The following is a 24,556-nucleotide window of genomic DNA, read 5'->3' on the forward strand; positions in this document are numbered from 1 at the left end:
GAACAAATGTTCCATGGACTACGCCCCCGGCACGTTGCCAAAAGGGAAGGCGCGGGCGGCACGCCTGCGTCATTTATGTGACAATTCATCGTACTGTCGGCTCCGTTTCTCCTCTTCAGGCTCGCATCCATGACCAGTTCCCCGATTAAAAGCTACCTTCCCTGGGTGGTCGCCACCGCCCTGTTCATGGAGCAACTCGACTCCACCATCGTCAACACCGCCATCCCCGCCATGGCCGCCAGCCTGAATGTGACGCCGCTGAGCCTGAAGGCCGTCGTCACCAGCTACATCCTGAGCCTGGCCGTGTGCATTCCCATCAGCGGCTGGATGGCCGACCGCTTCGGCACGCGGCGCGTGTTTTCCGCCGCCGTCGCCATCTTTACCCTCGCCTCCATCCTGTGCGGCCTGTCCGTGAATGCGCCCATGCTGGTGGCCGCGCGCCTGCTGCAAGGAGTGGGCGCGGCCATGATGATGCCGGTGGGCAGGCTCACCATCATCCGCACCTTTCCCAAGTCGCAACTGCTGGCGGCCATGAATTTCGTCATCATCCCCGCGTTGATCGGTCCCCTGCTGGGGCCCACGGTGGGCGGGCTGATCGTGCACTGGCTGTCGTGGCGCGAGATTTTCTTCGTCAACGTGCCCGTCGGCCTGGTGGCGCTGTATCTGGCGCACCGCTACATGCCTGATTACTATGGCGACAAGCCCCGTCCGCTGGACCTGATCGGCCTGGTGTTGTTCGGCACGGGCATCGCGCTGCTGTCATGGCTGCTGGAAATTTTTGGCGAACACCGCATCGACGGCACCTCGTTTGCCGTGCTGCTGTTCATCTCCATCAGCCTGCTGGCCGCGTATGTCTGGCATTCGAGCGAAGTGCTGCATCCGCTGCTGCGCCTGACCCTGTTCAAGATCCGCACCTTCCGCGTTTCCGTGGTAGGCGGCTTCGTCACGCGCCTGGGCGTGGGCGGCCTGCCCTTCCTGCTGCCGCTGCTGTACCAACTGGGCCTGGGCTTGCCCGCCTGGCAATCGGGCTTGCTGATGATGCCGTCGGCCGCTGCCGCCATGGGCATGAAATTCATTTCCGCGCGCGTGCTGGCCCGCTTCGGCTACCGCCAGGTACTGATCGTCAACACCGTGCTGATCGGCGTGACCATCGCCATGTTTTCGCAGGTGAGCGCGGGCACGTCCCTGTACGTCATCGTGGCCATCAGCCTGTGCATGGGCTTTTTCAATTCGCTGCAGTTTTCCAGCATGAATACCATCGCGTATGCCGACGTCGACAAGAACGATTCGAGCATGGCCAGCACGATCGCCAGCTCGATGCAGCAACTGTCGATGAGTTTTGGCCTCGCCTTCGGTTCGCTGATCACGGGCTGGTACCTGGGCGACATGCCGCAGTCGGACCGCGCCATGCTCAGCACGGCCCTGCATCACGCCTTCCTCACCCTGGCGGCTCTGACGGTGCTGTCCTCGCTGACCTTCTGGACCTTGCGCCGCGACGATGGCGAAAGCATCAGCAAGGGCACGGACAGCGACGAGGAGGATGCGGCCGACGTCAAGGCCCAGGCCGTTGTGCAGACGGAAGTGCAAACTACAAAAGGCTGAGCCACATCAAGCTTGCCGCCAGCGCCGCTGGTACTTTTGCCTGACGCTGCTATCGTGATGGCAGGAGGTGCACATGGCGGCCGAGCGGCGCTTTGCGTGGAAGGGCACGGACCGCCATGGCAAGCCGGTCGATGGTGTCTTGCGCGCCGCCGACGCCTGCGCTGCCAAGGCCACATTGAGAAGCCAGGGCATCCTGGCCACCCGGGTGCAGGCCGCGCGCAGCGCACCGGGCAAGGCCATCACGCGCAAGGATATCGCGCTGTTTACGCGCCAGCTGTCGACCATGATGGCGGCTGGCGTGCCGCTGCTGCACGCCTTCGACATCGCCGGCAAGGGCCATGCCAAGCCCGCGATCACGGCGCTGATGCGCGACTTGCGCCACGACATCGAAGCGGGCAGCAGCCTGCAGCAGGCTTTCCGCCAGTTCCCGCTGCTGTTTGACGAACTGTATTGCAACCTGCTGGCGGCAGGCGAACAGGCCGGCATCGTGCAAGACTTGCTGGCGCGCCTGGCCACGCACCAGGAAAAGGCCATCGCCCTGCGGCGGAAGGTGCGCGGCGCGCTGATGTATCCGCTGGCCATCGTGCTCGTCGCCTTCGTCGTCACGGCCATCATCATGAGCGTGGTCGTGCCAGCTTTCCGCCAGGTCTTCGACAGCTTCGGCGCGCCCTTGCCGCTGCCCACCCTGCTCGTCATGGGCGTATCCGCGTTTGTTGTCCGCTACTGGCTGGCCTTGCTGGCGGTGCTCGTGCTGGCTTGCGTGCTGCTGCACCTGGCCTGGCGCCGCTCTCCCGCGTGGCGGCGCAACATCCAACTGCAGGCCTTGCGCCTGCCTGTGTTCGGTCCCCTCTTGCGCAAGGCGGCGATCGCCCGCTGGACGCGCACCTTGGCCGCCATGTTCGCCGCCGGCGTACCGCTGCTCGACTCGCTCGGCCTGGTGGGCGCCGCCGCCGGCCACGCGCTGTACCAGGAAGCGACGACGCGCATCGAACGCGAAATCCGCGCCGGCGGCAGCCTGGCCCTGGCCATGGAACACAGCGGCGTGTTCCCTCCCTTGCTGACGCAACTGACCCTGATCGGCGAGGAGTCCGGCGCGCTCGACGCCATGCTGTCGCGCGCGGCCGACATCATCGAGGCCGATATCGACGCCACCGTGGCCACCCTTTCCACGCTGCTGGAACCGGCGCTGATGGTGGTGCTTGGCGTACTCGTCGGTTCCCTCGTGATCGCCCTGTATTTGCCGATTTTCAAGCTGGGAGCCGTGATTTGACCATTCACCCGCCTAAAACGTCCCCATGTGCCGGCGGATGTTTTACACTGCGGCAGTGCCAGGCAATGTTTGCACGGCAACATTCATCACCTCAGACAAGTTCACCATGCTGCAAGATACCCTGCTGTTCGCCGCGCCCGGCAATCTGCCCGTCGCCCTCGTTGCCGCCCTGTTCGGCCTGATCGTCGGCAGCTTCCTGAATGTGGTGATCCACCGCGTGCCGAAAATGATGCAGCGCGAATCCGATAATTATGTGGCGGAAGAAAGCGGCTTGCCCTTGCCGCACACGGACCGCTACAACCTGATGCTGCCGCATTCGAACTGCACCGCTTGCGGCCACCGCATCACGGCCATGGAAAACATTCCCGTCATCAGCTACCTGCTGCTGCGCGGCAAATGCAGCGCCTGCAAGGCGCCCATCTCCGTGCGCTATCCGCTGGTCGAGCTGCTGACGGGCGCGCTGTCGGCCCTCCTGGTCTGGCACTTCGGCAGCGGCTGGACGGGCCTGGCCACGCTCGTGTTTGCCTGGCTGCTGATCGCCATGACCTTCATCGACGCCGATACGCAAATGCTGCCCGACGACCTCACCTTCCCCCTGCTGTGGGCCGGCTTGCTGATCAATATCAATGGCACTTTCGTGCCCCTGCAGGACGCCGTCATCGGCGCGGCCGCCGGCTATCTGGCCCTGTGGGCCGTGTACTGGGCCTTCAAGCTGGCGACAGGCAAGGAGGGAATGGGCTATGGTGACTTCAAATTGCTGGCGGCGCTCGGTGCGTGGCTGGGCTGGACCATGCTGCCGACGATCATCCTGTTGTCGTCGCTGGTGGGCGCCGTGGTCGGCATCGGCCTGATCGTGTTTGCCAAGCGGGGGCGCGACAAACCGATTCCGTTCGGTCCCTACCTGGCGGCGGCAGGCCTGATCGCGCTGCTGTACGGCACGCCCCTGTCGCGCCTCACACTGGGCCTGACCAGCTGACCCGCGCAACACTGCCCCTATGGAAAAACACATGCAACTTCATAACGCACCGTATTTCAGCGTGGGTCTCACCGGCGGCATCGGTTGCGGCAAGAGCACCGTGGCCGACCAGTTCGCCGCGCTGGGCGCCTCCATCGTCGACACAGACCAGATCGCGCACAGCCTGACGGCGCCCAATGGCGCGGCCATGCCGGCCCTGGTGGCGGAATTCGGCCCCGACTACGCCGATGCGCGCGGCGCCCTCGACCGCGCAAAAATGCGCAACCTCGTATTCGCCGACGCCGCCGCCAAGGCAAAACTGGAAGCCATCCTGCACCCGCGCATCCGCCAGGCGACCCTGGCGGCCGCCGCCGAAGCGACGGGCAGCTACGTGATCTTTGCCGTCCCCCTGCTCGTCGAGTCCGGCGGATGGGTAGAACGCGTCAACCGGGTGCTCGTCATCGATTGCCTGGAAAGCCTGCAAGTGTCGCGCGTGATGGCGCGCAATGGCTTATCGGAAGAACAAGTCAAAGCCATCATGGCGACGCAGGCCACGCGCGCCATGCGCCTGGCGGCGGCGGACGATGTGATCGACAATAATGGCGATTTGGCCGCCCTGGCGCCGCAGATTGCCCAGTTGCACGATTTATATCTGGCATTTTCAAAAAGAATGGCCTGAATCGGGCCGCAACGTTTGTAATTTGTCGACGCTTGGTTCAAAATCACGGGATTGTTTGCAGGTCCTTACTTAAGGGAATTATTTTGATTGTCTACGAATACCCTTTCAACGAACGCATACGTACCTTGTTGCGGCTGGAAGACCTGTACGACAAATTCAAGTTCTTCATCCAGCAAGAGCATGCAATGCAGCACCATGTTGCCTTGGCAACTATTTTCGATATGCTCGAAGTGGCTGGCCGCGCCGACCTGAAGTCCGACCTGCTGCAGGAACTCGAGCGCCAGCGCCAAAGCCTGCTCGGATACCGTAGCAATCCAAATGTGGAACCGGAAACGCTCGATGCCATCCTTGGCGAACTCGACAGTGTCAGCGGCGCCCTGGTGGCGGCGCAAGGCAAGACGGGCCAGAATATCCGTGACAATGAATGGCTGATGAGCATCCGCGGCCGCACCATCATCCCCGGCGGCGCCTGCGAATTCGACTTGCCGTCCTACTTTGCCTGGCAAAAACGCAGCTCGGAACAGCGCCTGACCGATATCCACGCCTGGTTCGCCCCGCTCGCACCGCTGTTCGACGCGCTGGCCCTGGTTTTGCGCCTGCTGCGCGATTCCGGCGGACCCGTTAAACTGATCGCCAATGGCGGCAGCTACCAGCAAATGCTGCAAGGCAAGGTATACCAGATGCTGCGCCTGAGCCTGGATGAAAGCAGCGGCGCCATCCCGGAAATTTCTGCCAATAAATATATGCTGTGGGTGCGCTTCACTACCCAGGGCGGCGACTTGAAGCCCAAGCCGCTGGAAGAAGATGTCCCATTCGAGCTCACGCTCTGTAATTTTTAACTGTTACTTATTTGCCCCATCATGACCGTCGTTAATTGCCCTACCTGTGCCGCCAAAGTCGAATGGACTGAAGCCAACAAATTCCGCCCCTTCTGCTCGGAACGCTGCAAGCAGATCGACCTGGGCGCCTGGGCCGAAGAGAAATACACGATCCCCGCCGCCGACCCGTTCGAAGATCCGCTGGCGGACGAAGACAACAAGCCGCAATAATTCTCAGCGAAACGGATTTTCCAGGCGCAGCCCCTGCGCCGCGAAACTGTCGAGCCTGCCACTGACCACCGTCAAACCATAGGCGATACCCATCGCCGCGATCTGCCCATCGACGCCATGCGCATGGCCCCGCTCACACAGGCGGGCGCATACGAGGGCGCAATCGAGGTCGAATTCCAGCAGCCGCGGCGCATAGTCCGCCAGCACGGCTTCCAGCCAGCCTTCCAGCGCCAGTGCTTCCAGCGCCGCTTCGCGCCGCCAGCTGCGCTGTATGCCTGCGCGCAATTGCGCGATCACCTGTACCGGCACATAGCGCATTTCCGGCGCCACCCGTTCAAAAAAAGTGCGCACACCCTCCGGCGCAGCGCTGCCCTTGCGCGCCGCAACGATCACATCCGTGTCGACCAGGTAGGCGGACATCGCACGTCAGGAACGGCGCTCGAAATCCGCATCGTGCCCCACGTCGGGCATGCCGCGCAGAATATCGTCGAGCGGACGCTTCGGCAGCGGCCGCAAGGCGCTACGCAGAATGTCGCGGTGCTCGTCTTCGATGCTGCGACCATGCGCGCGCGCACGCTTGTGCAGGGCGGCAATCAGCAATTCATCGGTATCGGTAAAGGTCAGTGTCAACGGCATGCGCAACTCCCAATGCTAGATGAAAGCACTGTAGCGCAAAGCGCGCGCGATACAAGGACAGTAACAGGAAAGCTTGCGCCAGCACGCAGCATGGTGCTGCCCGCTGGCACAAGTGTCAATCAGGCAAGCGCCAGCGATTCCCGGCGTACCTCGTCGAGCCATTCCAGCAAGGGAATGGTAGCCGGCAGCAAGGGTTCCACGCCGACCGTGCCCTGCCAGGCGAACGCCTGCCCTTCCAGGCTTTGCGGCTCGCCCCGCCACTCTCGGCTGATATAGAAATGCAGGCGCACATGGGCGTGCGGATACACATATTCGACGCCGCACCAGGCCTCGGCACTGTCGATATACAGCCCCAGTTCCTCGACAAACTCGCGCTTCAATGCGTCAAAAATGGCTTCGCCCGGTTCGACTTTGCCACCAGGAAACTCCCAATAGCCGTCATACGGCTTGCCGGCCGGGCGCTGGCCCAGCAACACGTCGCCATTCGGCTTCATCAGGATGCCGACGGCGACATCCACCGGTGTGACTTTCACTTCGCTCATTGCGGCAACTTTCCCGCAGGTAGTTTCCCAGCATAGTCGCGCGCGAATTGCCACGCTACCCGGCCAGAACGGGAACCGCGCTGCAAGGCCCAGCGCAGGGCGTCGCCGCGCGCCTGCGCGATCTGTTCCGGCGTGCAGCCGAACGAAGCGAGCCAGTGCGCTGCGATATCGAGGTAGTCATCCTGCTTGAACGGGTAGAACGACAGCCACAGGCCGAAGCGCTCGGACAGCGAGATTTTCTCTTCCACCGTCTCGCCCGGATGCAAATCGCCGTCGTCATCCGTCTTGTAGCTGCTGTTGTCCGACATGCGTTCCGGCATCAGGTGACGGCGGTTCGACGTGGCGTAGATCAGCACATTGTCCGATTGCGCGGCGATGCTGCCGTCGAGCGCCACTTTCAGCGCCTTGTAGCCGCTCTCGCCCTCTTCGAACGACAGGTCGTCGCAAAAGATGATGAAGCGCTCGGGGCGCGCCGCCACCAGGTCGACGATGTCGGGCAAGTCGGCAAGATCCGCCTTGTCCACTTCGATCAGGCGCAGGCCTTGGTCGGCGAACTGGTTCAGACATGCCTTGATCAGCGACGACTTGCCCGTGCCGCGCGCGCCCGTCAGCAACACGTTGTTGGCGGGACGTCCGCTGACGAACTGGCGCGTATTTTGCTCGATCTGCGCCTTTTGCGTGCCGATATTGTGCAAATCGTCCAAGGCGATGGACGACACGTGGGCCACGGCCTGCAGATGGCTGGCCGCGCCCTGGCGCCGGCGCCAGCGGAAGGCAAAGCTGTTCCAGTCGGTCGCCGGCAAGGCCGGCGGCAAGATCGACTCGAGGCGCGCCAGTACCCGTTCGGCGCGGATCAGGAATTGATCGAGGCCGGTCATGAGCGGTAGTCGGCGTTGATCGACACGTAGTCATGCGACAAATCGCACGTCCACAGGGTAGCCGTGGCATCGCCGCGCGCCAGTTTCACGCGGATGGTGATTTCGCTTTGCTGCATCACGCGCTGGCCATCCTGTTCCTGGTAGTCCGGGTTGCGGCCGCCGTTCTTGGCCACCCACACGTCGTCCAGATACAGGTTCAATTGACCCACATCAAGGTCGTCCACGCCCGCGTAGCCGATGGCGGCCAGGATGCGGCCCAGGTTCGGGTCGGAGGCAAAGAATGCCGTTTTCACCAACGGCGAATGGGCGATGGAATAGGCGATCTTGCGGCACTCTTCCACGTTGCGGCCGTCTTCCACGATCACGGTCATGAACTTGGTGGCGCCTTCGCCGTCGCGCACGATGGCTTGCGCCAGGAAAGTCGACAGTTCGGTCACGGCGGCTGCCAGTGCCGCGTAGTGCGGCGAATCGATGGAATCGATGACCAGGCTGCCGGCGCCCGTCGCTACCAGCATGAACGAGTCATTGGTGGACGTGTCGCCGTCGATGGTGATGCAGTTGAACGATTTGTCGGCCGCCTGTTTCACCAGCTGGTCCAGCACCGGTTGCGCCACGGTGGCGTCAAACGCGAGGAAACCCAGCATGGTGGCCATGTTCGGCTTGATCATGCCGGCGCCCTTGCTGATGCCCGTCAGGGTGACCGCGTGATCGCCGATGGTGACGGTGCGCGAGCCGGCTTTCGGCTGCGTGTCGGTGGTCATGATGGCTTCGGCGGCCGAGAACCAGTTGTCCGGCGTCAGTGCGGCCACAGCTTGCGGCAAGCCGGCGACCAGGCGCTGCACGGGCAAGGGTTCGAGGATCACGCCGGTGGAAAACGGCAGGATTTGCTGCGGCGTGCAGCCAAGCAGCTCGGCCAGCGCGGCGCAGCTGGCCTGCGCGTCGGCCAGGCCCGATTCGCCCGTGCCCGCATTCGCGTTGCCCGTATTGACCAGCAGCGCGCGGATCGGCGCGGCGCCGGCCGTCACGGCGGCCAGGTTGGCCTTCGAAATTTGCACGGGCGCGGCGCAGAAGCGGTTCAAGGTGAACACGCCGGCCACGGTGGCCGTCGGCGCCAGTTTCAATACCAGCAAATCCTTGCGGTTGGGTTTCTTGATGCCGGCTTCGGCAACACCGATTTCAATGCCGGCGACGGCTTTCAAGTCGGCGGCGACGGGCTTGGGGGAATTGACGGCCATGGTGATTTCTTCTGCGAGGGAAAAGGGAAGCGCTATTGTAGCGCCTTCGCGGCGCCGGTGAACATGCGGCAAGGGAATAGTCGCGCCGGCCAGGGCAGTCGCGAAGCGGGTCGGCAACATGACCAGGCTTGCGATTTATCAGAACGCCGCCGCCCGGCGGCGCTAAGGTATAGGAACAGACGATCACGCGTCTCGCACAAGCGCCCGGGGAGGGGATGTCATGGCGCATGGAAAATCCTACCGCATGCATCGCAGCGATTCAGGCTCGTCACGCCCGTTGCATCTATGGTGTTTATGCTGCCTGTTTTGCCTGCTGGCCTCGTTGACGGCTTGTACGCTGCCAGGTGAACCGGCCGATCATGCCATCGACCACGCCACCGATCTGGCATCCACAGCGCCGCCGGCCGCTGAAACGCCGCCAGCAGCAGAATTTCCACCCGCGACCGGGGTGGGACGGCCACCGCCAACCTTCCCATGGAGCAGCTCATGGTCAGGCATCGGCGGCCTGGTCGGCAATCTGGGCAACCTGGCCGGCAGCAGCGGCATGCTCACGGGCAGCAGCGGCATGACCAAGCCTGGCAACGATCCACCGCCGGCCGGCGCCGTGCACGTCACCGTGTACTACGCCACCGACAGGCAATACCAGGCCAGCAGCCGCAGCTATGGCTGGCAGCCCAACCGCGCCGCCCCCCACCTGAGCTACGGCAGCGTCCTCGTCAGCATCCCGGAAAAAAGAGCGCCGGGCGAACTGCCGCTGCCGCCCTGGTACGCCATCCTGTCCGGTGACGATGCGCAAAAATATGTGCTGATCAAGGGAACCACGCGCCTGTCGCGCGCGGATTTCCTCGCCACCGTCAAGGCAAGCATTCAAGCCGCACCGGAACGCCGCGCCGCCTTCATCTATATCCATGGCTACAGCAATTCCTTTGACGACGCCGCCCGGCGCACGGCGCAGATGGCCGTCGACCTCGATATCGGCGCCCTGCCCGTGTTCTACAGCTGGCCATCGAAAGGCTCGATGGCTGGCTACGAATACGACCAGAATTCCGCCGAATGGACGCAGGCGCACCTGCAGGCGTTCCTGGCCGATTTCGCGGAGCACTCCTCGGCCACCGATATCTACCTCATCGCCCACAGCATGGGCAACCGTCCGATGACCGTGGCCCTGGCCAACCTGCTGGAAAAGCGCCCCGACCTGCTGCCCCTGTTCAAGCAGGTGGTGCTGGCGGCGCCGGACATCAATGCCGATGTCTTCCGCGACCAGATCGCCCCCCGCTTTGCCAGCCTCAAGCTCTCCGCCACCCTGTACGCGTCCGCGAACGACAAGGCGATCCGCGCTTCCTACAATTTTGCCGACTGGGACAGGATAGGCGACATCCGCGGCCCCGTCGTCGGCATTCCCGGCATGGAGCTCGTCGATGCATCGGCCGTCATCATGAACTTCATGGGGCACGATTACTTCGCCAGCAACCGCGTCTTGCTGACCGATATCGCCACCATGATCAAGACGGGGCAACGGGCAAAAAACCGCGGCGGCTTGAAGGGCATTCCCTCGCAGGCGCCGCAATACTGGGCCTTTCCCTGAGCCGGGGCCGGGCAAGGCATGCCGGACATAAAAAAACGGAGACCGCGGTCTCCGTTCCTGTTCAAGCCGTGCAGCCGGCTTTAAGCCAGCTTGCCGTGGCAAGCCTTGTACTTCTTGCCGCTGCCGCAAGGGCATGGGTCGTTACGGCCCACTTTGACGCCCATGCTCACGCTCATGTCGTCGACGTTGTCCATGTTGCCGCCGGCCGAAGGAGCCAGCAGTTCTTCCGGCGCCGCGTTCGGGTCGAATTCGGCGTGCTGGTAGTGCACGTTTTCCACGTGCGACTGCTGCATCGCCTGTTCGGCCGCATCGACTTCTTCGCGCGACTGGATACGCACCGTCATCACGTGTTTCGTGACGTCGTTCTTGATCATGTCGAGCATCTGGCCAAACAGTTCAAACGCTTCGCGCTTGTATTCCTGTTTCGGATTCTTCTGCGCATAACCGCGCAGGTGAATACCCTGGCGCAGGTGATCGAGCGCCGCCAGGTGTTCACGCCAGTGGCTGTCCACGCTTTGCAGCATGACATTGCGTTCGAAGCCGCCGAACGATTCCTTGCCGACGATATCGATCTTCGACTGGTACACGGCATCGGCCGCGGCCAGCACTTTTTCCAGGATCTCTTCGTCCGTCAGGGTCGAATCGGCTTCCAGCATTTCATGCAGCGGCAAGTCCAGCTGCCATTCGCTCGCCAGGGTATTTTCCAGGCCCTTGATATCCCACTGTTCTTCCACGGATTCATGCGGCACGTACTCGTGCACCAGGTCGGTGAACACGCCATGACGCAAGGAAGCGATCATGTCGGAAATATCGGTCGTTTCCAGCAATTCGTTACGCTGCTGGTAGATGACCTTGCGCTGGTCGTTGGCGACGTCATCGTATTCCAGCAATTGCTTGCGGATATCGAAGTTGCGCGCTTCAACCTTGCGTTGGGCCGATTCGATCGAACGCGAGACGATGCCTGCCTCGATCGGTTCGCCTTCCGGCATTTTCAAACGGTCCATCACGGCGCGCACGCGGTCACCGGCGAAGATGCGCAGCAGCGCGTCGTCGAGCGACAGGTAGAAGCGCGACGAACCTGGATCACCCTGGCGGCCGGCACGGCCACGCAGCTGATTGTCGACGCGGCGCGATTCGTGGCGTTCGGTGCCGATGATGTGCAAGCCGCCCGCATTGACCACGTGGTCGTGCAGGGATTGCCATTCATCGCGCAAGGTCTGCGACTGGGCTGCCTTGTCGGCGTCGCTCAGTTCAGGATTGGCTTCGATGAACTTGATCTGGTTCTCGACGTTACCGCCCAACACGATGTCCGTACCGCGACCGGCCATGTTGGTGGCGATGGTGATGGCTTTCGGACGGCCTGCCTGGGCGATGATTTCCGCTTCGCGCGCATGCTGCTTCGCGTTCAGCACGTTATGCGGCAAACCGGCCTTGGTCAGGATGCCAGACAACAGTTCCGAGTTCTCGATCGAGGTGGTACCCACCAGCACGGGCTGGCCGCGCTCGTAGCAGTCGCGGATGTCGTTCAACATCGCGTTGTATTTTTCCGCCGACGATTTATAGACCTGATCCTGGCGGTCCTTGCGCTGCAGCGGACGGTTTTGCGGGATCACGACCGTTTCCAGGCCGTAGATTTCCTGGAATTCGTACGCTTCCGTATCGGCCGTACCCGTCATGCCGGCCAGCTTGGCGTACATGCGGAAGTAGTTCTGGAAGGTGATCGAGGCCAGGGTCTGGTTCTCGTTCTGGATCTTGACGCCCTCTTTCGCTTCGACGGCCTGGTGCAAGCCATCGGACCAGCGACGGCCCGTCATCAGACGGCCCGTGAATTCATCGACGATCACCACTTCATTGTTCTGCACCACATAGTGCTGATCCTTGAAGTACAGCGCATGCGCGCGCAGGGCCGCATACAGGTGGTGCACGAGGGTGATGTTGGCCGAATCGTACAGCGAGGCGCCTTCCGGCAGCAGGCCCATCTCCATCAGGATGCCTTCTGCCTTTTCGTGGCCGGCTTCCGTCAGCAGCACCTGGTGCGCTTTTTCATCCTTGGTGTAGTCGCCCGGCACTTCAACCTTGCCCTTGCCGTCCGGCGTTTCTTCGCCGATCTGCAAAGTCAGGCGCGCAGGCACTTCATTGATCTTGTGATACAGGTCCGTATGGTTCTCGGCCTGGCCCGAAATGATCAGCGGCGTACGCGCTTCATCGATCAGGATCGAGTCGACTTCATCGACGATGCCGAAATTCAGGCTGCGCTGCACGCGCTCGCGCGCTTCGTAGACCATGTTGTCGCGCAGGAAGTCGAAACCAAATTCGTTGTTCGTGCCATACGTGATGTCGGAGTTGTACGCCTGCTGCTTGGCGCTGTGCTCCATCTGCGACATGTTCACGCCCGTCGACAGGCCCAGCCACGCATACAGGCGGCCCATGGTCTCGGCATCGCGCTGCGCCAGGTAATCATTGACGGTGACGATATGCACGCCCTTGCCCGACAAGGCATTCAGGTAGGCTGGCAAGGTTGCCATCAGGGTCTTGCCCTCGCCCGTACCCATCTCCGCGATCTTGCCGAAATGCAAGACCATGCCGCCGATCATCTGCACATCGAAATGGCGCATGCGCAGGACGCGCTTGCTGGCCTCGCGGCAGACGGCAAAGGCTTCCGGCAACAAGGCATCGAGCGATTCGCCGGCGGCGATGCGTTCCTTGAAGGCAGGCGTCTTCGCTTGCAGCTCGGCATCCGACAGCTTTTCGATGGCCGGCTCGAGCGCATTGATCTCGCGTACCGTTTTTTGGTATTGCTTGAGCAGCCGCTGGTTGCGGCTACCGAAAATCTGGGTCAGTAATGACATGCTTGAATTCTTGAAAAAACGCCGTTAAAAAAAGCTCGGTAGGGAACAACGCGGTAGTAATCGCGTCACCGCACGGAGTTCGACTATGGCAAAAGACGATGATTTTATCATGCGTTCCCGACATGGTTGGGGTAATGCGCCATATAACAATAGCTTAATGACAAACAAATAGCAGAAATTGCGGACATTTTCCATACTGTAAGGCAATACGGTCCGCCCTCCTGCACCGCACCCGCCGCCGCACTCGTCACGCGCGGGCGAGTGTGCTATGTTTCGGCCATGCGAACTCCCACTTATTCTCCGGCACCGCGCCGCGGCTACGGCTTTGCCCGCTCCGGCCCGGCCGTCACGGGCGCAACCGATTTTCTGCGCGGCAACGCGACGATGGCTTCCCTGATGCCCACCGTCACGCGCCTGGCCGCCCTGCAAAAAGATTGCGCCAAGGCCTTGCCGGCCATGTTCGAGCATTGCGACATCCTGCAATTCGAGAGCGGCCAACTGGTGCTGGCCACGCCGAACGCGGCGCTGGCGGCCAAGCTCAAGCAGCAATTGCCAAAGTTGCAAGGGGAACTGGAAAGAAAAGGCTGGCAGATTTCAGGCATCAAGCTGAAAGTGCAAGTCATCAAGAGCATCGCGCCCATCGTGCACACGCGGGCGCTGGTCTTGCCGGAAAAAGCCATGTCGGCCCTGGAAGAGCTGAGCACGGCCCTGCCCGCGTCGAAGCAGAACGAGCAGTTGATCGCGGCGCTGCGCAATATGGTGCGCCATCACCGCGAACCGAAGGATTAACTCAGGTCAAAGACCACTCGCGCTCCATTTGACGGAGATATGACTGCGGCGCCGCCTCATTGGTATCGAAGGAAACGATTTCATACGATTCCGGCTGTTCCAGCAGCGCCAGCAGCAACTGGTTATTCAGCGCATGGCCCGACTTATGCGCCGTGTAATACGCGAGCAAGGGGTGGCCCACCAGGTACAGGTCGCCGATGGCGTCGAGGATCTTGTGGCGCACGAACTCGTCTTCATAGCGCAAACCGTCGGCGTTGAGGATGCGGTACTCATCCATCACGATGGCGTTTTCCAGCGAACCGCCACGGGCCAGACCCATGCCGCGCAAGCTTTCCACGTCCTGCATGAAGCCAAACGTGCGCGCGCGCGCCACGTCGTGCACATACGACACGTCGCCAAAGTCGACGGAGGCGCGCTGCATCGTGCCATCGACGGCCGGGTGATTGAATTCGATAAAGAAATCGAGCTTGAAGCCGTCATACGGCGACAAGCGCGCCCATTTCTCCGCGTCGCCCTTGCCGTGACGCACTTCCACGGGCTTGATGACCTTGATAAATTTCTTTGGCGCTTGCTGCTCTTCCACGCCAGCCTGCTGCAGCAGGTAGACGAAGGACGAGGCGGAACCGTCCATGATGGGAATTTCTTCCGCATTCACGTCGATATACATATTGTCGACGCCCAGGCCGGCCGCAGCCGACATCAGATGTTCCACTGTAGAAACCCTGGCGCCATCCTTGATCAGCACGGAAGCCATGCGCGTATCGCCCACGGCCATGGCGCTGGCGGGGAACTCGACGATGGGATCGAGGTCGATGCGGCGAAACACGATGCCCGTGTCGATCGCGGCAGGACGCAGAGTCAGCTCCACCTTGGTGCCAGAGTGCAAACCGACACCGATGGTGCGGACCTGTTGTTTGATGGTGCGTTGTTTTAACATCTGTCGATTATATCTATTTGCCGGATTTTCGTTGCGGCGCGGCATGGCCCACGCCAGAAATACCACAACCGCTACTCACGGATGCTCGCTCTCGGCGTGGACAGCCTCCCTGCGCACGAGGTAAATGCCGCTGCCGATGATGATGGCCGCACCGATCAGGGTGTATTCGTCGGGCAGGGCGCGCCACAGCATCCAGTCCAGAGCCATGCCCCAGGCCAGGGCCGAGTACTCGAACGGCGCCACGCTGGACGCCTTGCCATGGCGAAACGCTTCCGTAATCGCCAACTGGCCCAGGAAGCCACTCAGCGACAAGCCCGCCAGCAGCCACCAGTCTTCGCGGCGGATGCTCACCCACTCGTGCGCCGACAGGGCCACGCCGCCGAGGGCCATCATCACCATCAGCCAGAAAACCATGCTTTCGCTGGCATCCGTGCGGCTGAGGATGCGGCCCGTGACGGCGGAAATGGCGTAACAGGCGGCCGAGCCCAGCACGGCCAGCCCGGCCACGGAAAAGAATCCCGAACCGTCGGGGCGCAGCGCCACCAGCACGCCCAGCAAACCCACGGCGATGGCGCACCAGCGCGCGAAGTCCACTTTTTCCTTCAGGATAAAAACCGACAGGACGGTGATCAGCAAGGGGGCGACGAAAAACAGCGCATACGTCTCGGCCAGCGACATGCGCTTCAGGCCGTAGGCGAACAGGGTGATCATCAGCACGCCCAGGACGCCGCGCAACAGGTGCAGCGGCCAGCGCACCTTCAGCACGTTCTTGAAGGCGCCGCGGTACAGCAGGTACAGGCAAACGAGCGGCAACGACGACAGGGCGCGCAAGGCCGTCACCTGCATCGGCGGATAATGGGCGGACAGCAACTTCATGGCTGTGTCCATCAGGGAAAACATGGCGACGGCGACCAGCATCACATAGATGCTGCGCAGGTTGGGATTGTGGGGTAACAGGACAGACTCCTGGCGAAAGAGCGGGACCGTCATCATGGCGACGGCCGGAGCCAGGACAGCATGGTCTGGACAGGCAGGGCCAGGCGGTCAGCCCGATTATAACAAGCGCGGCCGTTTTACCTTATGACACAGGCAACAGCATCACCAGTTTCAAGTCGTGCTGGCGCGCCAGGTGCAGGGTCACTTGATTGAACGCAAGCAGGCCCTGTTGCGCATGCCGGAACTGGCGCAAGCCGCCATCGCGGCCCTGCACCTGCTGCGCGCCCCACCACTGGCGAAATTCAAGGCTGGCATCGGCCAGTTCGGCGATCAGGCCGGCCAGCGGCGCCTGGTCCGCCTGCCGGCCGATATCGGCGCGAAACTCTGCTACCAGCCGCTGCGCCCGCTCGGGCCAGCCGACGACCAGATCGCGCGCACCAGGTTCCAGGAACATGAAGCGCAACTGGTTCGGCTCGTCCCCGTCGCCGTGCAGCCAGCCCGTAAACAGCGTGGACGCCGCCCCGTTCCACGCCACGGCATTCCATGCGCGGTCGAGGATATACGCGGGCGCGTCGATGGCGGCGACGATGGCGGCCAGCTCGGCGGCAGCAGGTCCCCCGCCCTCGTCTGCGCCATGGCTGGGGTCATGCTTGTCGGCCACCTCGAACAGGTAGGCGCGCTCGGCCGCGCTCAGCTGCAGCACCTGCGCCAGGCGGGCCAGCATCTTGGCCGATGCCGACACGGGCCGCCCCTGTTCCAGCCACGTCAGCCAGGTGGGACTGACATCGCACAGCTGCGCCAGCTCTTCGCGCCGCAGGCCTGGAGTACGCCGCCGCCCGCCGCCGGGCAAGCCAGCCATGGCGGGGGTGACGGCTTCGCGCCGGGCGCGGATGAATTCAGCAAGTTTGTTCGACATGACGGGGAAGCATGGTAGTAGATATACCAGTATAAGTTATGGTCTTGTTACAGGATAATTTTATCCTTATTCTGCAGGAACTCAGCCATCCACAGGAGAAAACCATGCAGCAGCACGATGTCGTTACCGAACAGTTTGGCAAGACGGCCAATGCCTACCTGAGCAGCGCCGTCCACGCGCAAGGCGCCGACCTGGTGCTGATGCAGGAATGCGCGCGCCGCCGTGGCAAGCCCGTCGTCCTGGACCTGGGCTGCGGCGCCGGCCACGCCAGCTTTGCCATCGCCCCCGTGGCGCAATCCGTGGTCGCCTACGACCTGGCGCAGCCCATGCTCGACGTGGTCGACTGCGCCAGGGTGCAGCGCGGCTTGCACAATATCAGCACGCAACAGGGCGACGTGGCCCGCCTGCCGTTTGCCGACGCCAGCTTCGACATGGTCGTCACGCGCTTTTCCGCGCACCACTGGAACGATGTGGCGGGAGCCCTGGCCGAAGCGTGGCGCGTGCTGCGCCCGAACGGCACCTTATTAGTGGTCGACATCGTCGCGCCCAAGACGGCCCTCTACGACAGCACCTTGCAGGCGGTGGAAATGCTGCGCGACGCGTCCCACGTACGCGACTACCGCAGCTGCGAATGGGGCGCCAAGTTCGACAACGCTGGTTTTAGCCACAGCTTGCGCAGCGTGTGGAAACTGACCATGCAGTTCGACGAGTGGGTGGCCCGCATGCGCACGCCAGGCGAAAGAGTGGCGGCCATTCGCAACCTGTTCGATGGCGCACCCGAGGAAGCGCGCCGGTATTTCGCGCTGCAGGACGATTATTCGTTCAGCATCGATGCGGCCATGTTCGAGGCGAGCAAGCCGTCGGTACAATAAAAAAAACGGCGCCGATGGCGCCGTTTTTACGTCAAAAAAGGACAAGTCCCTGAAAAATGTTCAGGGCAAGGCGCATTGCCGCAGGCAGTACGAGTAGTACGCCAAGACAGTGCAACGCCGCCATGGACTTTTTCTCAGGGACTTAAGCCAGTTGGCCCAGCAGGGTTTCCGCGTTCGACACTTCAAACTTGCCGCCTTGCTCGATGTTCAATTGCGTCACGACGCCATTGTCGACCAGCAGCGAGTAGCGCTGCGAGCGCGTGCCCATGCCGTGCTTGGAAAAATCGGCGTCCAGGCCCAGGGCCTTGCTGTAGGCGGCATTGCCGTCAGCCATCATGCGCACGATGCCGGTAGCTTTCTGGTCGCGGCCCCAGGCGCCCATCACGAACGCGTCGTTGACGGAGATGCACCAGATTTCATCGACGCCTTTGGCTTTCAGGTTGGCAGCGTGCTTGACGTAGCCTGGCACGTGCTGTGCGGAACAGGTCGGGGTGTAGGCACCTGGCAGGCCGAAGATGGCGATCTTCTTGCCCTTGACCAAGTCTTGCACGTTGAACGTGTTCGGGCCCAGTGCGCAGCCTTCGGTTTCGCTTTCGATGAATTCAGCCAGGGTGCCTTCTGGCAGGGTGTCGCCGATCTTGATGGTCATGTTGACTCCTTGTGTACTGTCGGTTGAAGGCGCCACCCGTTCCATGGAGCGGACAGCGCCCGTGATCTGGTTCTGCCGGCATGCTGCCGACACTGCGCGATAGTATGCCTGACTTGCCGTATTTGTGCAGAAAGTGGCAGGAAAGGCAAAGGCCGACATCAAGAAAAAGATAAAAAACGGCGACCCTCAGGCCGCCGTCATGTTTGCTGACATCAGATCACCTCCGGTCTCCTAATCACATGAAAAATGCGCAGGGCAAGGCGCATGGCCGAAGACAGTATGACTGTACGGCAAGGCTATACAACGCCGCCATGGGCTTTTTTCACTGTGATTAGTCGGCTTGTTTGCGCAGGAAGGCTGGAATATCGTACGTCTCCATGCCATTCTTTTCCATCGCGCGCACCTGCTCGGAAGCCGACTCGCGGCGCCATACCGCCGGCGCTTTCATGCCGTCGAAACCGGCTGCCGGCGTAGCCACGCCAACCGTCGTCGTCGCCGCTTGCGCGCTACCCATGGCAGCCGATGGAGTCAACGGGCTGTTGTGGGTGCCGGTGCGCAGCACTTGCTGCGGTACCAGCTGAATGTTTTTCTTCGCGCGGCCCAGGCCCGTGGCCACCACGGTGACGCGGATGTCGTCGCCCATGGCGTCGTCGTAGGCGATACCTTGCGCGATCGACGCGTCCGGCGCGGCAAACGCGCGCACGGCGGCCATGACTTCCTTGATCTCTTTACCTTTCAAGCCACGGCTGGCCGTGACGTTGACCAGCACGCCGCGCGCGCCGGACAGGTCGATGCCGTCCAGCAGCGGCGAAGCGACAGCCTGTTCCGCGGCGATGCGCGCGCGGTCGACGCCGGACGCCGTCGCCGTGCCCATCATGGCCTTACCCTGCTCGCCCATGATGGTTTTCACGTCGTTGAAGTCGACGTTGATATGGCCCGGCACGTTGATGATCTCGGCAATGCCGGCCACCGCGTTGTTGAGCACATCATCGGCATGCTGCATCCATTCCAGCATGCTTTCGTCTTCGTAGATCTCTTCCAGTTTTTCGTTGAGGATGATGATCAGCGAATCGACGTGCAGGGACAGCTGCTCCAGGCCTTCGTCGGCGATGTCCATGCACTTCTGGCCTTCATACGAGAATGGCTTGGAAACCACGGCCACCGTCAGCGCGCCCAGTTCCTTGGCCACTTCAGCCACGATAGGAGCGGCGCCCGTGCCCGTACCGCCGCCCATGCCGGCAGCGATGAAGACCATGTGCGCGCCGCGCAGCGAATCGGCGATGCGCGTGCGCGATTCTTCCGCCAGCTGGCGGCCGACGGCAGGCTTCATGCCGGCGCCCAGACCGGTATCGCCGATCTGGATGATGTTGTGGGCCTTCGATGTCGACAGGGCCTGTGCGTCGGTATTGGCGGCAATGAACTCCACACCCGACATGCCTTTGTTGATCATGTGTTGGACTGCATTGCCACCCGCACCGCCGACGCCGACGACCTTGATGACGGTACCTAAAGCTGTGTTATCGACCATATCGAACTCCATGATGTGCTCCTATCAGATGCGGTTTCCAAGCGCCAGGCCTCATATTGGTAGGAGAACTGGAGATTGAAAACTGCGGTTAAATATAAAATAAAGTTATGTGTGTGTACCTGCGATGCTGCCAAAAAACCTGACCTGCCGGGCGTAAATCAAGCCCTTAAAAATTCCCTAAAAACCATTCCTTCATGCGCTGCCAGACTGCCTTCACCGAGCCGTCCTGACGCGTCACGATGTGGCCGCGCAGGTATTGCTTCTTCGCTTCCAGCAGCAGGCCCAATACCGTGGCATAGCGCGGACTGCGCACCACGTCGGCCAGCTGGCCCCGATACTCGGGCGTGCCAAGGCGCGCCGGTTTCAGGAAAATGTCTTCCGCCATTTCCACCATGCCGGGCATGATGGAGGTGCCGCCCGTGAGCACGATGCCAGACGACAGCACGCCTTCGTAACCGGATTCGCGCACCACCTGGTGCACCATCGCGAACAGCTCTTCGACACGTGGCTCGATCACTGCCGCCAGCGCCTGGCGCGACAGGTTGCGCGGACCGCGGTCGCCCAGGCCCGGCACTTCCAGCGATTCGCCGGGATCGGCCAGGACCTGCTTGGCCACGCCATAGCGGATCTTGATTTCTTCCGCTTCCGCTGTCGGGGTGCGCAAGGCCATGGCGATGTCGTTGGTGATCTGGTCGCCGGCGATGGGAATGACTGCCGTATGGCGGATCGCGCCATCGGAGAATACCGCCACATCGGTCGTGCCGCCGCCGATGTCGATCAGCACCACGCCCAATTCCTTCTCGTCGGGCGTAAGCACCGCGTCGGCGGACGCCATCGGCTGCAGGATCAGGTCCGACACTTCCAGGCCGCAGCGGCGCACGCACTTGACGATGTTCTGCACCGCCGACACGGCGCCGGTGACGATATGCACCTTCACCTCCAGGCGGATGCCGCTCATGCCGATAGGCTCGCGCACATCTTCCTGGCTGTCGACGATGAACTCTTGCGGCACCGTGTGCAGCAATTGCTGATCGGTCGGAATGTTAACCGCTTTTGCCGTCTCGATGACGCGCGCCACGTCGGTCGCCGTCACTTCCTTGTCCTTGATGGCCACCATGCCGCTGGAATTGAAGCTGCGGATATGGCTGCCCGCAATACCCGCATACACATTGCGGATCTTGCAGTCGGCCATCAGCTCGGCCTCTTCCAGCGCGCGCTGGATGGACTCCACCGTGGCCTCGATATTGACCACCACGCCCTTTTTCAGGCCCTTCGATTCGTGCTGGCCCAGCCCGATCACTTCGTGGCGCCCGTCGGACATCACTTCGGCTACCACCGCCACCACTTTCGAGGTGCCGATGTCGAGGCCGACGATCAGGTTTTTCGCGTCTTTTGTCATTTCTTTCGCCTAGTTTTTTGGGCTATTAATTGATTAATTGATTATTCGGTTAAGTCGGTTTTTTAATCGGACTGCCATTTTTCTTCTTGATTGCCGCTGCCGGCCTGCCATCCTTGCCTTCGGCCGGTATCACCAGGCCGGCGGAGCTGAGCGCCAGGCCATTCTGGTAACGCATATCGATCGTGTCGATATTTTCCAGCCGGCTCGCCAGCTGCGGGTAGATGCCCACCAGCCGGTCGACCCGCGCCTTCAGGGTCGTATGATTCTGTTCGCGCCCCAGCGCCACGCTCATGCCGTTATCCAGTTTTACGGTCCACGCATAGCGGCTCGACAGCGACAGGGTTTCCGGCACCATCTTCAACGGCGCAAACCACTTTGCCAGCTGTACGTAGGTCGCCAGCACTTCCTTTTCGCTGCCATCGGGGCCGGCAAACGCAGGCAATTCATGGTCGTCTTCCGCCTCGGCCACGTTCGCCGTAAACACGTCGCCCTTGACCGACAGCAGGCGACCATCCTCGCCCCAGGTACCCAGCGCTTCATGTTCTTCCAGCGCCACGATCAGCTGGTTCGGCCATTCGCGGCGCACGCTGGCACGGCGTACCCAGGGTACCGACTCGAACACGCCGCGCACGCTTTCCAGGTTGGTCGTGAAAAAATTGCCCTTTATGCGGCCCAGCGTACCGCTGCGCAGGGTCAGGTAATTCACATGCCGCAAGCCCTTGTCGTCCGCGCTTTCCACCTTGATGGTGCGCAGGTCAAACATGGGACGCTGCGAGACCCACCAGACGCCGGCTGCCACGCACACGACCAGAACCGCGGCCAGCAAGCCGTTGGCGGTCGTATTCAGGCTTTTAGCGTCATGCCACATATCAGTGCTGTCCCTTGTGCATTTTCAGGCGCGCGCCGGCGACGATTTCCAGGCACAGGTCTTCATAGCTGATGCCCACCGCGCGCGCCGCCATCGGCACGAGCGAATGGCCCGTCATGCCGGGCGAGGTATTCACTTCCAGCAGGAACAGCTTGCTGTCGGCCGCACGCATCAGCACATCGACCCGTCCCCAGCCTTCGCAGCCGAGGGCGCGGTAGGCTTCCACGGCGATGCGTTCCATCTCCGCGATGATCGCCGGATCCAGCTGCGGCGGGCAGAAATACTGCGTATCATCCGTGAAGTACTTGTTCTGGTAGTCGTAATTGCCTTGCGGCGCGACGATTTCAATCGGCGGCAGCGCGCGCGCCGTGGCGCCCTTGCCCAGGATCGCCACGGTGAATTCGCGGCCCTTGATGAATTCCTCGGCCAGCACCGAATCATCGAGACCGGCGGCGATGTCGTACGCGGCCTGGAAGGCCGACGCTTCGTTGACGGTCGTGATGCCGATGCTCGAGCCTTCATGCGGCGGCTTGACGATCAGCGGCAAGCCCAGTTCCGCGGCCACCTGGGCCAGGTCCGAGCTGTCGTCCAGCACCGCGTACTGCGGCGTCGGCAGCTTGTGCATCAGCCATATCATCTTGGTATAGACCTTGTCCATGCCCACCGCGCAAGCCATCACGCCGCTGCCCGTGTAGGGAATGCCCAGTTGTTCCAGCGCGCCCTGCAGGCTGCCGTCTTCGCCGAAGCGGCCGTGCAGCGCGATGAAGACGCGGTCGAATTTTTCAGCGGCCAGTTCGGCCAGACTGCGCTCGCCCGTGTCGAAGCCATGCGCATCCACGCCATGGCTGATCAAGGCGGCCAGCACGCCCGTGCCGGACATCAGCGACACTTCGCGCTCGGCCGAGCTGCCGCCGAACAGGACGCCGACCTTGCCCAATTGTTTTACATCGATAGCTGAAGCTTGGTTCACATCAGGCCTTTACAGTGTTGGATTGATACGTAGTCAGTTGTTGCGGGATGCCGCTGATGGAACCCGCGCCCATGGTCAGCACGACGTCGCCGTCGCGCGCCACGCTCATGATGGTGTCGGCCATGTCCGTCATGGACTCGACGAAAATCGGTTCGATCTTGCCGCGCGCGCGCAGCGCATGCGCCAGGGCGCGGCCGTCGGCAGCGACGATAGGCGCTTCGCCCGCCGCATACACTTCGGACAGCAGCAGCACGTCGGGCGCACCCAGCACCTTGACGAAATCCTCGAACAGGTCGCGCGTGCGGCTGTAGCGGTGCGGCTGGAAAGCCAGCACCAGACGGCGGCCAGGATAAGCGGCGCGCGCGGCGGCCAGGGTCACTTCCGTTTCCACCGGATGGTGGCCGAAATCGTCAACCAGGGCGAAGCTGCCGCCATTCGGCAGCGCCACGTCGCCGTAGCGCGTGAAGCGCCGGCCCACGCCGGAAAACTCCGCCAGGCCCTGCTGCGTCGCGCTGTCGGCGATGCCGATCTCGCGCGCGATGGCGATTGCCGAGCAGGCATTCTGCACATTGTGCATGCCGGGCTGGTTCAGCACCACGTCCAGGTCCGGGTAACCTTCCTGCAGCACGGTGAAATGCATTGCCAGGCCTACGGCGCGCGCGTTGACGGCGCGCACCTGCGCGTCTTCCGCGAAACCGTAGGTGGTGACGGGCTTGGTCACGGACGGGATGATGGCGCGCACGTGCGGATCGTCGATGCACAGCATGGCGCGGCCATAGAACGGCAGGCGGTGCGTGAACTGCACGAAAGCCTGCTTGAGCTTTTCGAAATCGTGCTCGTAGGTGTCCATGTGATCGGCGTCGATATTCGTGATCACTTCGATCATCGGCGTGAGATTCAGGAACGAGGCGTCCGATTCATCGGCTTCGGCCACCAGGTAGTCGCCCGAACCCAGCTTGGCGTTCGCGCCGGCGCTGGTCAGGCGGCCGCCGATGACAAAAGTAGGATCGAGACCGCCCTGCGCCAGCACGGATGCGACCAGGCTGGTGGTCGTCGTCTTGCCATGCGTGCCCGCAATCGCGATACCGCGTTTCAGGCGCATCAATTCACCGAGCATCACGGCGCGCGGCACCAGCGGAATCTTGCGCGCACGGGCGGCCGCCACTTCAGGATTGTCTTGCGGGACGGCGCCCGACGTCACCACCGCATCGGCGTCGCCGATATTTTCCGCCGCGTGACCGAGCATGACGGTCGCGCCCAGGCTCGCCAGGCGCTGCGTCGCCGCATTGCTGCCCAGGTCGGAGCCCGACACCTTGTAGCCCAGGTTGACCAGCACTTCGGCGATGCCGCTCATGCCGCTTCCGCCAATGCCGACAAAGTGGATATTGTTTACTTTATGCTTCACAGAGCTA

At 62.3% G+C, this 24,556-nt stretch carries 24 protein-coding genes; 9 read left to right on the forward strand and 15 right to left on the reverse strand.

Features of this window, described 5'->3' with window-relative positions:
* Positions 1 to 129 precede the first annotated feature (129 nt).
* The 6 genes from O3298_RS26645 to yacG all read left to right on the forward strand — a co-directional run bounded on the left by O3298_RS26645 (position 130) and on the right by yacG (position 5,555).
* Entirely contained in the window at positions 130 to 1,602 is a 1,473-nt protein-coding gene (locus tag O3298_RS26645; protein WP_305060971.1) for a DHA2 family efflux MFS transporter permease subunit, read from the forward strand.
* A gap of 73 nt (positions 1,603 to 1,675) precedes the next feature.
* Positions 1,676 to 2,872 (forward strand): type II secretion system F family protein, encoded by a 1,197-nt coding sequence (locus O3298_RS26650; RefSeq protein ID WP_305060972.1) that lies wholly within the window; start codon positions 1,676 to 1,678, stop codon positions 2,870 to 2,872.
* A gap of 106 nt (positions 2,873 to 2,978) precedes the next feature.
* A complete protein-coding gene (locus tag O3298_RS26655; protein WP_289900359.1) occupies positions 2,979 to 3,848 on the forward strand; it encodes an A24 family peptidase in 870 nt (289 codons plus the stop codon).
* Positions 3,849 to 3,879: 31 nt separating this feature from the next.
* The gene (gene coaE, locus O3298_RS26660; RefSeq protein ID WP_305060973.1) at positions 3,880 to 4,506 is read left to right on the forward strand and encodes a dephospho-CoA kinase; all 627 of its coding nucleotides are present in this window, start codon (positions 3,880 to 3,882) and stop codon (positions 4,504 to 4,506) included.
* Positions 4,507 to 4,589: 83 nt separating this feature from the next.
* Positions 4,590 to 5,345, forward strand: a complete 756-nt coding sequence (gene zapD / locus O3298_RS26665; protein ID WP_077399896.1) for a cell division protein ZapD — start codon at positions 4,590 to 4,592, stop codon at positions 5,343 to 5,345.
* A gap of 18 nt (positions 5,346 to 5,363) precedes the next feature.
* Positions 5,364 to 5,555, forward strand: a complete 192-nt coding sequence (gene yacG, locus O3298_RS26670; protein ID WP_034748814.1) for a DNA gyrase inhibitor YacG — start codon at positions 5,364 to 5,366, stop codon at positions 5,553 to 5,555.
* A gap of 3 nt (positions 5,556 to 5,558) precedes the next feature.
* Here yacG and O3298_RS26675 read toward each other — a convergent pair whose 3' ends face one another.
* From O3298_RS26675 to argJ, 5 genes are all read right to left on the reverse strand, one after another.
* Positions 5,559 to 5,975 carry a PIN domain-containing protein gene (locus O3298_RS26675; RefSeq protein WP_289900361.1) on the reverse strand — a complete coding sequence of 139 codons (417 nt, stop codon included), beginning with the start codon at positions 5,973 to 5,975 and terminating at the stop codon, positions 5,559 to 5,561.
* Between the two features lie 6 nt (positions 5,976 to 5,981).
* On the reverse strand, positions 5,982 to 6,191 hold the full coding sequence (locus O3298_RS26680) for a DNA-binding protein (protein WP_151092746.1): 210 nt from the start codon (positions 6,189 to 6,191) through the stop codon (positions 5,982 to 5,984).
* A 119-nt stretch (positions 6,192 to 6,310) separates the two neighbouring features.
* Complete coding sequence (locus O3298_RS26685) at positions 6,311 to 6,733, reverse strand: NUDIX domain-containing protein (protein ID WP_099665419.1); 423 nt, start codon at positions 6,731 to 6,733, stop codon at positions 6,311 to 6,313.
* Positions 6,730 to 7,611, reverse strand: a complete 882-nt coding sequence (locus O3298_RS26690; RefSeq protein ID WP_289906890.1) for an ATP-binding protein — start codon at positions 7,609 to 7,611, stop codon at positions 6,730 to 6,732. Before O3298_RS26690 ends, O3298_RS26685 begins: the two co-directional genes overlap by 4 nt.
* Positions 7,608 to 8,846, reverse strand: a complete 1,239-nt coding sequence (gene argJ, locus O3298_RS26695; RefSeq protein ID WP_305060974.1) for a bifunctional glutamate N-acetyltransferase/amino-acid acetyltransferase ArgJ — start codon at positions 8,844 to 8,846, stop codon at positions 7,608 to 7,610. Before argJ ends, O3298_RS26690 begins: the two co-directional genes overlap by 4 nt.
* Positions 8,847 to 9,294: 448 nt before the next feature.
* Between argJ and O3298_RS26700 the strand changes: the two genes are divergently transcribed.
* On the forward strand, positions 9,295 to 10,431 hold the full coding sequence (locus O3298_RS26700) for an alpha/beta hydrolase (RefSeq protein ID WP_305060975.1): 1,137 nt from the start codon (positions 9,295 to 9,297) through the stop codon (positions 10,429 to 10,431).
* Positions 10,432 to 10,511: 80 nt separating this feature from the next.
* Here O3298_RS26700 and secA read toward each other — a convergent pair whose 3' ends face one another.
* A complete protein-coding gene (gene secA, locus O3298_RS26705; RefSeq protein ID WP_099665423.1) occupies positions 10,512 to 13,280 on the reverse strand; it encodes a preprotein translocase subunit SecA in 2,769 nt (922 codons plus the stop codon).
* A 279-nt stretch (positions 13,281 to 13,559) separates the two neighbouring features.
* On the opposite strand from secA, the gene O3298_RS26710 reads away from it, so the two are divergent.
* The gene (locus O3298_RS26710; RefSeq protein ID WP_099665424.1) at positions 13,560 to 14,069 is read left to right on the forward strand and encodes a DciA family protein; all 510 of its coding nucleotides are present in this window, start codon (positions 13,560 to 13,562) and stop codon (positions 14,067 to 14,069) included.
* A 1-nt stretch (position 14,070) separates the two neighbouring features.
* Here the strand turns inward: O3298_RS26710 and lpxC are convergent, their stop codons facing one another.
* From lpxC to O3298_RS26725, 3 genes are all read right to left on the reverse strand, one after another.
* On the reverse strand, positions 14,071 to 15,006 hold the full coding sequence (lpxC, locus tag O3298_RS26715) for a UDP-3-O-acyl-N-acetylglucosamine deacetylase (RefSeq protein ID WP_077399869.1): 936 nt from the start codon (positions 15,004 to 15,006) through the stop codon (positions 14,071 to 14,073).
* Positions 15,007 to 15,081: 75 nt separating this feature from the next.
* Complete coding sequence (locus O3298_RS26720; protein WP_099668227.1) at positions 15,082 to 15,924, reverse strand: DMT family transporter; 843 nt, start codon at positions 15,922 to 15,924, stop codon at positions 15,082 to 15,084.
* A gap of 160 nt (positions 15,925 to 16,084) precedes the next feature.
* A complete protein-coding gene (locus O3298_RS26725) occupies positions 16,085 to 16,858 on the reverse strand; it encodes a helix-turn-helix transcriptional regulator (RefSeq protein WP_305060976.1) in 774 nt (257 codons plus the stop codon).
* Between the two features lie 104 nt (positions 16,859 to 16,962).
* Here O3298_RS26725 and O3298_RS26730 point away from each other — a divergent pair, with 104 nt between their 5' ends.
* Entirely contained in the window at positions 16,963 to 17,730 is a 768-nt protein-coding gene (locus O3298_RS26730) for a class I SAM-dependent methyltransferase (RefSeq protein ID WP_305060977.1), read from the forward strand.
* 142 nt (positions 17,731 to 17,872) lie between these two features.
* On the opposite strand, the gene O3298_RS26735 is transcribed toward O3298_RS26730, so the two are convergent.
* The 6 genes from O3298_RS26735 to murC all read right to left on the reverse strand — a co-directional run bounded on the left by O3298_RS26735 (position 17,873) and on the right by murC (position 24,549).
* Complete coding sequence (locus tag O3298_RS26735) at positions 17,873 to 18,379, reverse strand: peroxiredoxin (protein WP_305060978.1); 507 nt, start codon at positions 18,377 to 18,379, stop codon at positions 17,873 to 17,875.
* 331 nt (positions 18,380 to 18,710) lie between these two features.
* The gene (gene ftsZ, locus O3298_RS26740) at positions 18,711 to 19,919 is read right to left on the reverse strand and encodes a cell division protein FtsZ (protein ID WP_034748865.1); all 1,209 of its coding nucleotides are present in this window, start codon (positions 19,917 to 19,919) and stop codon (positions 18,711 to 18,713) included.
* A gap of 154 nt (positions 19,920 to 20,073) precedes the next feature.
* Positions 20,074 to 21,306 carry a cell division protein FtsA gene (gene ftsA, locus O3298_RS26745; protein WP_010394955.1) on the reverse strand — a complete coding sequence of 411 codons (1,233 nt, stop codon included), beginning with the start codon at positions 21,304 to 21,306 and terminating at the stop codon, positions 20,074 to 20,076.
* Between the two features lie 49 nt (positions 21,307 to 21,355).
* Positions 21,356 to 22,174, reverse strand: a complete 819-nt coding sequence (locus O3298_RS26750; protein ID WP_099665427.1) for a cell division protein FtsQ/DivIB — start codon at positions 22,172 to 22,174, stop codon at positions 21,356 to 21,358.
* Position 22,175: 1 nt separating this feature from the next.
* Positions 22,176 to 23,144, reverse strand: a complete 969-nt coding sequence (locus tag O3298_RS26755) for a D-alanine--D-alanine ligase (protein ID WP_305060980.1) — start codon at positions 23,142 to 23,144, stop codon at positions 22,176 to 22,178.
* Position 23,145: 1 nt separating this feature from the next.
* On the reverse strand, positions 23,146 to 24,549 hold the full coding sequence (gene murC / locus O3298_RS26760; protein ID WP_305060981.1) for a UDP-N-acetylmuramate--L-alanine ligase: 1,404 nt from the start codon (positions 24,547 to 24,549) through the stop codon (positions 23,146 to 23,148).
* Positions 24,550 to 24,556 lie beyond the last annotated feature (7 nt).

The sequence above is a fragment of the Janthinobacterium sp. SUN137 genome, assembly GCF_030587265.1.
In the GTDB taxonomy this organism is placed as follows: Bacteria; Pseudomonadota; Gammaproteobacteria; order Burkholderiales; family Burkholderiaceae_D; genus Janthinobacterium; species Janthinobacterium kumbetense.